8 protein-coding genes are annotated in these 11,404 nt (G+C 72.2%); 7 read left to right on the top strand and 1 reads right to left on the bottom strand.

What is annotated here, in order from left to right; all coding sequences use genetic code 11:
- Positions 1-607: glycosyltransferase (locus tag GA0115240_RS00315; RefSeq protein ID WP_141708668.1), on the top strand; the 607-nt coding region annotated here is incomplete at its 5' end.
- Positions 608-629: 22 nt separating this feature from the next.
- Here GA0115240_RS00315 and GA0115240_RS00310 read toward each other — a convergent pair.
- Entirely contained in the window at positions 630-2,453 is a 1,824-nt protein-coding gene (locus tag GA0115240_RS00310) for a glycoside hydrolase family 15 protein (RefSeq protein ID WP_272919847.1), read from the bottom strand.
- 561 nt (positions 2,454-3,014) lie between these two features.
- Between GA0115240_RS00310 and GA0115240_RS00305 the strand changes: the two genes are divergently transcribed.
- The 6 genes from GA0115240_RS00305 (at position 3,015) to GA0115240_RS00280 (ending at position 11,279) form a co-directional block, all read left to right on the top strand.
- Positions 3,015-4,667 (top strand): CTP synthase, encoded by a 1,653-nt coding sequence (locus GA0115240_RS00305; RefSeq protein ID WP_176724946.1) that lies wholly within the window; start codon positions 3,015-3,017, stop codon positions 4,665-4,667.
- Between the two features lie 97 nt (positions 4,668-4,764).
- Positions 4,765-5,388, top strand: a complete 624-nt coding sequence (locus GA0115240_RS00300; RefSeq protein ID WP_093734607.1) for an NUDIX domain-containing protein — start codon at positions 4,765-4,767, stop codon at positions 5,386-5,388.
- Positions 5,389-5,664: 276 nt separating this feature from the next.
- Positions 5,665-7,995 carry a tetratricopeptide repeat protein gene (locus GA0115240_RS00295; protein ID WP_256069352.1) on the top strand — a complete coding sequence of 777 codons (2,331 nt, stop codon included), beginning with the start codon at positions 5,665-5,667 and terminating at the stop codon, positions 7,993-7,995.
- A gap of 218 nt (positions 7,996-8,213) precedes the next feature.
- On the top strand, positions 8,214-9,338 hold the full coding sequence (gene ald / locus GA0115240_RS00290; RefSeq protein ID WP_161301934.1) for an alanine dehydrogenase: 1,125 nt from the start codon (positions 8,214-8,216) through the stop codon (positions 9,336-9,338).
- 274 nt (positions 9,339-9,612) lie between these two features.
- Positions 9,613-10,659, top strand: coding sequence for a ParA family protein (locus GA0115240_RS00285; protein WP_176724945.1), 1,047 nt, complete (start codon positions 9,613-9,615; stop codon positions 10,657-10,659).
- Positions 10,644-11,279, top strand: a complete 636-nt coding sequence (locus GA0115240_RS00280; protein ID WP_093734606.1) for a hypothetical protein — start codon at positions 10,644-10,646, stop codon at positions 11,277-11,279. The genes GA0115240_RS00285 and GA0115240_RS00280 overlap by 16 nt, the downstream gene beginning before the upstream one ends.
- The last annotated feature ends 125 nt before the right edge of the window (positions 11,280-11,404 follow it).

The following is an 11,404-nucleotide window of genomic DNA, read 5'->3' as shown; positions in this document are numbered from 1 at the left end:
CCGGCCGCCGCGGCCGCCCGCCGACGGAGAGCGGCACCGGCAGAAGATCCGGGCCGAATTCGGCGCACTGGAAAGGCCGTTGCTGCTCGCCGCCGGCCGGCTGGAGCCGCACCGCGGCTACGGTGTGCTGCTCGACGCCGCCGCCCGCTGGGCCGACCTCACCCCCCGCCCGCTGATCGCCATCGCCGGTGAGGGTCCCGAACGCGCCGCCCTGGAAGGCCGGATCGAGGCCGAGCGGCTGCCGGTGCAGCTGCTGGGCCGCCGCGACGACCTCCCCGAACTGCTGTCGGCCGCCGACCTCGTGGTGCTGCCCAGCCGCTGGGAGGCCAGAGCGCTGATCGCCCAGGAGGCGCTGCACGCGGGCGTGCCGCTGGTGGCCACCGCGGTCGGCGGCACCCCCGAACTCGTCGGCGAGGCAGCCGTCCTGGTCCCGTACGGTGACGCCGCCGCGCTGGCCGAGGCGGTCACCGGCCTGCTCGGCGACCCGGCCCGCCGCGGCGCGCTCACCGCGGCCGGCCGCGCCCAGGCCGCCACGTGGCCCACCGAGGACGACACGGTGGCCCAAGTGCTCAGCGTCTACGACGAACTGATCCAGCGCAGGCCCTGACCGCCGCGGCGGTCAGGCCCGGTCAGGACCGGAACGCCCCCGCCGCGGTGAGCCGCAGCGCGGTGTCGATCAGCGGGACATGGCTGAACGCCTGCGGGAAGTTGCCCACTTGGCGCTGCCGGCGCGGGTCCCACTCCTCGGCGAGCAGGCCCAGGTCGTTGCGCAGCACCAGCAGCTTCTCGAACAGCCGCCGCGCCTCGTCCACCCGGCCGATCATCGCCAAGTCGTCCGCGAGCCAGAACGAGCAGGCCAGGAAGGCCCCTTCGTCTCCCGGCAGCCCGTCCAGGTTCTCGTCACCGCTGGACTCGCGGGACGTCGGGTAGCGCAGCACGAAGCCGTCCTCGGTGGACAGTTCGCGCTGGATCGCCTCGATGGTGCCGATCACCCGCTTGTCGTCCGGCGGCAAAAAGCCCATCTGCGGGATCAGCAGCAGCGAGGCGTCCAACTCACGCGAACCGTAGGACTGGGTGAAGGTGTTGCGCCGCCGGTCGTAGCCCTTGTCGCACACGTCGTAGTGGATCTCGTCGCGCAGGTCCCGGAACCGCTCCAGCGGGCCGTCGACCTCGCCGGATTCGATCAGCTTCACCGTGCGGTCGACGGCCACCCAGGCCATCACCTTGGAGTGCACGAAGTGGCGGCGCGGACCGCGCACCTCCCAGATGCCCTCGTCGGGTTCGTTCCAGTGCTTCTCCAGGTAGCGGATCATCTTCAGCTGCAGCACGCTGGCGTAGTCGTTGCGCGCCAGGCCCGTCATGTGCGCCAGGTGCAGCGCCTCGGTGACCTCGCCGTAGACGTCCAACTGGAGCTGGTGGGCGGCGCCGTTGCCGATCCGGACCGGCGAGGAGCCCTCGTAGCCGGGCAGCCAGTGCAGCTCGTTCTCCCCGAGCTCGCGCTCGCCGGCGATGCCGTACATGATCTGCAGGTTGTCCGGGTCGCCGGCCACCGCCCGCAGCAGCCACTCCCGCCAGGCGCGGGCCTCGTCGCGGTAGCCGGTGCGCAGCAGCGACGACAGGGTGATCGCGGCGTCCCGCAGCCAGGTGAAGCGGTAGTCCCAGTTGCGCACCCCGCCGATGTCCTCGGGCAGCGAGGTCGTCGGCGCGGCCACGATCCCGCCGGTGGGCGCGTAGGTGAGCGCCTTCAGCGTGATGAGCGAGCGGACGACCGCTTCCCGGTAGGGCCCGGTGTACGTGCACTGCTCGACCCAGCCGCGCCAGAAGTCCTCGGTGTTGACCAGGGCAACCTCGGGCTCCGGCAGCGAGGGCTGCGGCTTGTGCGAGGGCTCCCAGCTGATGGTGAAGGCCAGCCGGTCCCCGGGCGCGACGGTGAACTCCGAATAGGTGGTCAGATTCTCCCCGTAGGTGTCCACCTCGGTGTCCAGCCAGACCGAGTCCGGGCCGGCCACCGCGACCGTGCGGTCGCCCACCTTGTGCACCCAGGGCGTGACCTGGCCGTAGGCGAAGCGCATCCGCAGCGACGAGCACATCGGCACCCGGCCGCTGACCCCTTCCACGATCCGGATCAGCTGGGGCGCGCCGTCCCGCGGCGGCATGAAGTCGATCACCCGGACCGTGCCCCGGTCGGTGTCCCACTCCGACTCCAGGACGAGGGAGTCGCCCCGGTAGCGCCGGCGGGTGGCCCGGGGCGGCTGCGTGCCGGCCGGATGTGCGGGGCCCAGCCGCCAGAAACCGTGCTCATCGGTGCCGAGCAGACCGGCGAAGACCGCCGGTGAGTCGAAACGCGGCAGGCACAGCCAGTCGACCGTGCCGTCCCGGCAGACCAGGGCGGCGGTCTGCATATCACCGATGAGTGCGTAGTCCTCGATACGCCCGGCCACGTGCAACTCCAGTCGAACACGGCGCCGCCCCGCCTGGGACGGTCTTGCGGTCTTGGGAAGGGAACAACGACGCAGATCCGCGTCGGTCGGGATCTGGATGGGATCTGGTCTGAATCTGCTCGGGGAACTGGTCGGGATCTGTGACGAGCTCAGCGATCCGGAAGAGGGCGGGGATGGTGCCGTGCCGGTCTGCTCGCGCAGTGCGTTCGAGCAGAATACGTCTTCGCGACGGCCGGTGTGTCGGTCTCGGTGATCTCTGCTGGGCCGAACGGGTGACTCTCGGCAACCTTGCGGCCGAAAAGCCGTAACGCCCACGAAACGGAAGTACCAGCCGCGCGTTCACCAGGGCCCGCAGGCGCGCACGAAGCCGCCACGAGCCCCTCACACGACCGCCACCACCGCCGCGAACAGCGGAAAGCCGCCGGTGAGGTGTGCCACCGGGACGGGCACCGCGGCGGCGCTGATACCCTGGTAGCCCGTGGGCCGGTGGGCTGAACCACTGAACCGCCGCGACGGCGCTCCCAGTCACGAACGCCGTTTCGACCCTCACCTCGCGACCACGGGAGCCCCCTCTTGGCACTTGCGCCGAAAACCACGACCACCAAGCACATCTTCGTGACCGGTGGCGTGGCGTCCTCGCTCGGCAAGGGGCTCACCGCCTCCAGCCTCGGTGCGCTGCTCAAGGCGCGCGGCCTGCGGGTCACCATGCAGAAACTCGACCCCTACCTCAATGTCGACCCCGGCACGATGAACCCGTTCCAGCACGGTGAGGTGTTCGTCACGGACGACGGCGCCGAGACCGATCTGGACGTCGGCCACTACGAGCGCTTCCTCGACGTGAATCTGGCCGGTTCGGCCAATGTCACCACCGGCCAGGTCTACTCCACGGTGATCGCCAAGGAGCGCCGCGGTGAGTATCTCGGCGACACGGTGCAGGTTATCCCGCATATCACAAATGAGATCAAGTCCCGCATCCGGCGGATGGCCACCGACGACGTCGACGTGGTAATCACCGAGGTCGGCGGCACTGTCGGCGACATCGAGTCGCTGCCGTTCCTGGAATCCGTCCGGCAGGTGCGGCACGAGGTCGGCCGCGACAACGTCTTCGTGGTGCACATCTCGCTGCTGCCGTACATCGGCCCGTCCGGCGAGCTGAAGACCAAGCCGACCCAGCACTCGGTGGCCGCGCTGCGCAGTATCGGCATCCAGCCGGACGCGATCGTGCTGCGCGCCGACCGACCGGTGCCGGTGGCGATCAAGCGCAAGATCTCCCTGATGTGCGACGTGGACGAGGACGCGGTGGTCGCCGCCATCGACGCCCAGTCCATCTACGACATCCCCAAGGTGCTGCACACCGAGGGCCTGGACGCCTATGTCGTCCGGCGGTTGGACCTGCCGTTCCGCGATGTGGACTGGACCCAGTGGGACGACCTGCTCAAGCGGGTCCACGAACCGGCCCACGAGGTCAAGGTGGCGCTGGTCGGCAAGTACATCGACCTGCCCGACGCCTATTTGTCGGTCACCGAGGCGCTGCGGGCCGGCGGCTTCGCCAACAACGCCAAGGTGCACATCAAGTGGGTGACCTCGGACGACTGCAAGACCCCGGCGGGCGCGGCGGCGCAGCTGTCGGACGTGGACGCGATCTGCGTGCCCGGCGGCTTCGGCGACCGGGGCGTGGAGGGCAAGGTGATGGCCGTCACCTTCGCCCGTGAGAACCGCGTCCCGCTGCTCGGACTGTGCCTGGGCCTGCAGTGCATCGTCATCGAGGCGGCCCGCAACCTCGTCGGCATCGCCGACGCCAACTCCACCGAGTTCGACCCGGCCACCGCCCACCCGGTGATCTCCACCATGGCCGAGCAGCTCGACATCGTCGACGGCAAGGGCGACCTGGGCGGGACCATGCGGCTGGGCACCTACCCGGCCAAGCTCGCCGAGGGCTCCCTGGTGCGCGAGGTCTACGGCGACCAGGCCTATGTCGAGGAGCGGCACCGGCACCGCTACGAGGTCAACAACGCCTACCGGGCGGAACTCGAGCAGAAGGCCGGCCTGGTCTTCTCCGGGACCTCGCCGGACAACAAGCTGGTCGAGTACGTCGAGTACCCGCGCGAGACGCACCCGTACCTGGTGGCCACCCAGGCACACCCCGAACTGAAGTCGCGGCCGACCCGGCCGCACCCGCTGTTCGCCGGGCTCGTCGCGGCGGCGGTCGCGGCCAAGCAGGGCTGAGCGCCGGCCGTCCACCCCCGCCGGCTCGCGCCCGTCTCCTCTCCAGCTCGTCCCCAGCTTGTCAGCACTTCGTCCCTCGGAACCCGGAAGGCGCAGCATGCTCCAGGACACCCCGCAGGAGTGGCAGGTCGTGGCGACCGCCACCCCGTTCACCGGCAAGAAGACCGCCGTCCGCACCGATGAGGTCGTCATGCCGGACGGCGGCACGGCCGCCCGGGACTACCAGGTCCACCCCGGCTCGGTGGCCATCTTGGCGCTGGACGACAGCGGCCGGGTCCTGGTCATCAAGCAGTACCGCCACCCCGTGCGGCACAAGCTCTGGGAGATCCCGGCCGGGCTGCTCGACATCCCCGGGGAGAACCCGTTGCACGCCGCCCAGCGCGAGCTGTACGAGGAGGCGCACGTCAAGGCGGACGACTGGCGGGTGCTCGTCGATATCTACAGCTCGCCGGGCGGGTCCGACGAGGCGATCCGGATCTTTTTGGCGCGGGGCATCACCGCCGCGGAGGGCGAGCGCTTCGAGGCCTCCGGCGAGGAGGCCGACATGGAGACGGCCCGGGTGCCGCTGGACGACCTCGTGCGCGGGGCGCTGGCCGGGGAGCTGCACAACAACAGCCTGGTGTGCGGGGTGCTGGCGGCGTCCGCGGCACTCGCCGGCGACGGGCTGGAGGCGCTGCGTCCCGCGGACGCACCCTGGCCGGCCCGGCCCTTCACCGCCTGAGCGGCGACTCCCCGGAGTGATGATCCGATGGAGTGATTATTGAGGTCGTGGGTCGCGTCGCGGCCGGGGGAGGGGCTCAGGGGGTGAACTAGGCTCGGCGCACGCCCCATCGCGGGCCAGCCCAGCGACGACCACCCCATCAAGCCGGGAGTGTGCCCCGTGACGGACCAGGCGCTCGATCCGCCTCCGGCGCGGCCTGCCGAGGACGCCCCGGCCGCCGCTCCCCTCCCGGCCGCCGCTTCCGTACCGCCCGTGCGGTCCGAGGTGCGGTCCGAGGTGCGGTCGGAAGAACAGCCCGAGGCGCAGCCCGAAGCGCGCTCGGACCTGCGGCCCGAGATGCGGCCCGAGATGCGCTCGGACCTGCGGTCGGTCACGCGGCCCGAAGCACAGCCGGGGCCGGTGGCGGACACCCTGCCGCCGGGCGCCGCCCGCTTCGTCGGCCGGATCCGTGAACTGGCCGAACTCCGCGCCGAGATCTCCCGCCCCGGCCTCGCCGTCTCGCACGGCGAGTCCCCCGACCGTGCCCGCGTCCTGCTCGTGGTGGGCCGGCCCGGCGTCGGCCGCACCACGACGGCACTGCACCTCGCGCACCAGCTCGCGTCCCGCTATCCCGACGGCCGTTTCTTCCTCCGGCTGACCGGCGACGGCGGCGAACCGATCCCCGCCGAGCAGACCGTGCAGGAACTGCTCCGGGCGGTCACCGGCCGGGCGGCCGGCAGCCCGCCGGGGACCCCTGCCCACCGGCCGGCCCCGGCCGCCCCCGCCGTCCCCCCGTCAGCGGACGACACCGGTCCCGGTCCCGGCGACGCGAACACCGACCGTCCCGAGCCCGAAGGCGACGTACCGGCGCCGGCGGATGCCGCGGGCGCCCTGCGCAAGGCCTTCGCCGGGCGGCGCGTGCTGCTGGTGCTGGACGACGTCACGGACGCCGAGCAGTTGGCCGGAATCCTGCCGGAAACGGCGGGCAGCCTGGTGGTGGCCACCTCCGGCGGGCCGCTGCCGGGAATCGCCGATGTGCGGCCCAGCACCCTCGGCGGACTCTCCACCGCGGCGGGAATCGCGCTGCTCGCCCAGGCCCTGGGCGACACCCGGCTCACCAACGATCCCCGGGGGGCCGAATCCCTCGTGCAGGAGGCGGCCGGGCACCCCAGCGCGCTGCGGCTGATCGGCGGCTGGCTCGCCGCCCAGCCGCGCCTGTCGCTGTCCGAGGCCGCGGTGCGCCTGCGGGCCGCCTCGGCGAGATCGCTCCCGGCGGCCCGGGCCACCGACGGCCTGGCCCCACCGGAGCTCCTCGCGCAGGCCGGCTCCGAAGCACCGGCCGTCACGCCGGCGAAGACCAGGACCGCGGCCGACGACGTCCCCGCCCCGCCGGCCGTCCCCGGCGAACTCGTCCGGGCCTTCCGGCTGGTGTACGAGACGCTGCCGGGCACCGCGGCCCGGATGCTGCGGCTGCTGGTGCTGGCCCCGGCCGGCCTGGTCGACGCGCAGGCCGCGTCCGCGCTGGCGGGCTGCTCGGTGCCGGCCGCGCAGAGCACGCTGGAGGATTTCGTCGCGGGCGGACTGCTGACGCCAGGCTCCCAGGAGGCCCATTACCTGGTACCCGGCTGCCTGCGGCCGCTGCTGCGCGGACTGGTGGACAGCAGGGACCGCCCCGAGGACGTACGGCTGGCGCGCGCCAGGATGCTGGAGCGGACCGTACGGCTGCTGTTGTCGTGCCGGGCCGCGCTCGGCGGTGAGGCGCCGGCCGACGGGCTGCCCCGCACCCTGCGCTTCGCCTCGCCCTCCGTCGCGGCCGGCTGGCTGGAGTCCCGGCTGCCCGCGCTGATGTCCGCGGCCCGGATGGCGGTGGCGGACGGCGAACTCGACACCCTGGCCCGCCGCCTGCTGGCCGCGCTGGTCCGCGCGCTCACCGCCGCCCCGGCGGCCACCCCCACGCTCACCGAGCGCTACGACCTGCACCGTCTCGTGCTGGAGATCGCCGAGCGCCGGGGGCTGCACCGGGAGCGGGCCGCCGCCCTGATCAACCTCGCCGACCTCGACGCCGAGGCCGGCCGGCACACCGAAGCGGTGGCGAGATACCGCGCGGCGCTCGACGCGGCCAGGGTCTGCGCCGACACCGAGGCCGAGGGCCGCGTGCTGGAAGCCCTCGGCGGCGCGCACCTCGCCCTGCGGGATCTGCCGCGTGCCTCCGACTGGTTCGGCCGCGCCCTCGCGCTGCGCCAGGCCCGCGGCGAACTCGGTCACCAGGCCCGGCTGCACGCCAGGATCGGCTCGGTGCTGACCTACCTCGGGCGCTACGGCCCGGCCCTGCGCGAGTGGCGCTCCGCGGCCGGCGCCCACCGCCGGCTCGGCGATGTGCCCTCGCAGGCCCGCGCCCTGACCGAAGCCGCGCGGGTCCAGGAGTACGCCGGCCACCCGGAGGACGCCCTGCGCACCTGCCGCGACGCGCTCTACTGGGCCCGGCAGGCGGGCGAACAGCGGCTGGAGGCCGCCGTGCTGCTGCGGCTCGCCGACACGCTCGACCGCCTCGGCGACTCCGGCGGCGCCGCGCTCCAGCGGGTGGCCGCGCAGCGCCTCTTCCGGCCCGGCGAGTTCCCCGCCGTCTGAGCGGCGCGGGCCGGGCGCCGGCCGTCCGGAGCGCCGCCTTGTGAGTTACGCCCCATTTCCACCGCGCCCGATGACCGCTGCCGGACGGGTCCACCTCCTGGCCAGCCTACGAAACTGCCAATCTCTCCGGTCGAACCCACCACTTTGTAAGGCTGTACAGCAGCTCCTCCTTCACTAGACTGGCAAAATCCCTCCAGTTCTCCCTCAGTGCAAGGACCGTGATCGACGTGAAGGTGGGCATCCCCCGCGAGGTCAAGAACAACGAGTTCCGCGTGGCCATCACCCCGGCCGGCGTGCACGAGCTCGTGCGCAACGGCCACCGGGTCGTCGTCGAGCGGGGCGCCGGCCAGGGCTCGTCCATCCCGGACGCGGAGTACACGGGCGCCGGCGCGGAGATCCTGGCCACCGCCGACGAGGTGTGGGGCGAGGCCGACCTGCTGCTGAAGGTCAAGGAGCCGATCGCCGAGGAGTACCCGCGGCTGCGCAAGGGCCAGACCCTCTTCACCTATCTGCACCTGGCCGCCTCCCGGGCCTGCACCGACGCGCTGCTGGAATCCGGCACCACCGCGATCGCGTACGAGACCGTCGAGCTGGCCAACCGGCAGCTGCCGCTGCTCGCCCCGATGTCCGAGGTGGCCGGCCGGCTCGCCCCCCAGGTCGGCGCCTACCACCTGATGCGCTCGGCCGGCGGCCGCGGCGTGCTGCCCGGCGGGGTGCCCGGTGTCCAGTCCGGCAAGGCGGTCGTCATCGGGGCCGGGGTGTCCGGCTGGCACGCCACCACCATCGCGCTCGGCCTCGGCTTCCACGTCACCCTGCTCGACAGGGACGTGAACAAGTTGCGCGAGGCGGACAAGGTGTTCGGCAACCGTGTCCAGACCATCGCCTCCAACGCCTACGCGCTCGAACAGGCGGTGACCGAGGCCGACCTGGTGATCGGCGCGGTGCTGATCCCGGGCGCCAAGGCACCCAAGCTCGTCAGCAACGAGCTGGTGTCACGGATGAAGCAGGGCTCGGTACTTGTCGACATCGCGATCGACCAGGGCGGCTGCTTCGAGGACTCCCGGCCCACCACGCACGCCGAACCGACCTTCACCGTCCACGAGTCGGTGTTCTACTGCGTGGCCAACATGCCCGGCGCGGTCCCCAACACCTCGACCTACGCGCTCACCAACGCCACCCTGCCGTACATCGTCGAACTGGCCGACCGCGGCTGGCGCGAGGCACTGCGCCGGGACGCGGCGCTGGCCCGGGGCCTCAACACCCATGAGGGACAGGTCGTTTACGGTCCGGTCGCCGACGCGCACGACCTGGACGCGATCGACTTGCAGACATTGCTGGCCTGATTCGCCACCAGGTGTCAACTTCGCACTGACGGCCGGGTCTTGATGTCCGAGACCCGGCCGTTCGCCTGGTTACGCCCTTGACAGCCGGGTGTTCGGTTACCGACACATCGTGCCGTGTCCGGCGGATTGTGTTGCTGCGGACCACCGACACGCCATAGAGTCGCAAAGCGTCGGCTGTAGTCACGCTGACCTGTCGAGAAGTTTCCTGGTCACCAAGGAGGTAAGACGACTTGTGAATGAGTCGACATTTGCTCCCGGGGGTGGTCAACCAGGAATGACCGTCGGTTCGGTCGCGGTCCGCACCTTCGAGTCCCGCCGATCCGAGATGAACACAGAGACGCAACCTGCTTACACCATGGCGCCTTACGACAATGACCACGACCTGCAGGACGGTCAGTTCTACGACCCCGACGCGGAGTACGAGCCCGATCCGGAGTACGCCGCCACGCTGGCACCGGACGCCGCCCGGCAGCGCCGGGAGCGCGTCGGGCCCACCGGCCGCCCGCTGCCGTACTTCCCGATCCCCAACCCGCTGACGGACCACGGTCCGGCGAAGATCGTCGCGATGTGCAACCAGAAGGGCGGGGTCGGCAAGACCACCTCGACCATCAATCTGGGCGCCGCGCTCGCCGAATACGGCCGCCGGGTGCTGCTGGTCGACTTCGACCCGCAGGGCGCGCTGTCGGTCGGCCTCGGGGTCAACCCGATGGAACTCGACATCACGGTCTACAACCTGCTGATGGAACGCGGGCTGGCCGCGGACGAGGTACTGCTGAAGACCGCGGTGCCCGGGATGGACCTGCTGCCCAGCAACATCGACCTGTCGGCCGCCGAGGTGCAGCTGGTCAGCGAGGTGGCCCGCGAGTCCGCGCTCGCGCGCGCGCTCAAGCCGCTGCTGGCGGACTACGACTACGTCGTCATCGACTGCCAGCCCTCGCTCGGACTGCTCACCGTGAACGCGCTCACCGCGGCGCACTCCGTGATCGTGCCGCTGGAATGCGAGTTCTTCGCGCTGCGCGGCGTGGCGCTGCTCACCGAGACCATCGAGAAGGTCCGCGAGCGGCTCAACCCCGAACTCGAACTCGACGGCATCCTCGCCACGATGTACGACTCCCGCACCGTGCACAGCCGCGAGGTGCTGGCCCGGGTGGTGGAGGCGTTCGACGAGCACGTCTTCCACACCGTCATCGGCCGCACCGTGCGGTTCCCCGAGACCACGGTGGCCGGTGAGCCGATCACCACCTACGCGTCCAACTCCGTCGGTGCCGCGGCCTATCGGCAGCTCGCCAGGGAGGTGCTCGCCCGGTGCCACGCCGAGTGAGTCTGCCGGGCGCCGACGAACTGTTCCGGACCACCGGGGGAGCGGCGCTGCAGGCTCCGCAGCCGCGCCAGCACACCGGCGGCGACACGCAGTTGCGGCCGGTTCCCGAAGGCGGCGAGGGCGGCCCGGGTCAGCGTCAGGACCGCGCCCAGGACGACGAGGCCGAACCGCGGCCCGCCGGCGTACCCGACCGCGACAGCGCCGAGCACGCCGGCCGGGACGCCCCGCCCGGCCCCCGCAGGCCGCTGACCGCCGAACGCGCCGGCGTGCAGTCCGCCGTCGCGGCCGGCTCCACCGTGACCGCCACGGTCCCCCCGCAAGTCCCCCAACCGATGCAGAACCCCGCCTCCGCCGTGCAGCCGCAGGCCGGGGCCCGCCGGAAGTCGTCCCGGCAGAACCGCCGGCCCAGCGGCCGTGAGCGGCACGACGAGAAGATCACCGTCTATGTCTCCGCCGAGGAGCTGATGGACCTGGAGCACGCCCGCCTGGTCCTGCGCGGCGAGCACGGTCTGGCCATCGACCGCGGCCGGATCGTCCGAGAGGCCGTCGCCGTCGTCCTCGCCGACCTCGAGTCCCGTGGCGACGCCAGCATCCTGGTCCGCCGGCTGCGCGGTCGCTGAGGTCCGCTCCGCGCGCCGGCGAGGCGGCGCGGCGGGCGCGGGGTCGCGCCCCGCGTCCGGACCCGGGCGATAGCCTGCCGTCCTGACCTCCCCGCACCTTGGACCTCGATGCCCAGCACACCCGA

The organism is Streptomyces sp. DvalAA-14 (assembly GCF_900091855.1).
Taxonomy (GTDB): Bacteria; Actinomycetota; Actinomycetes; order Streptomycetales; family Streptomycetaceae; genus Actinacidiphila.
This window is presented reverse-complemented; position numbering and strand designations above follow the sequence as displayed.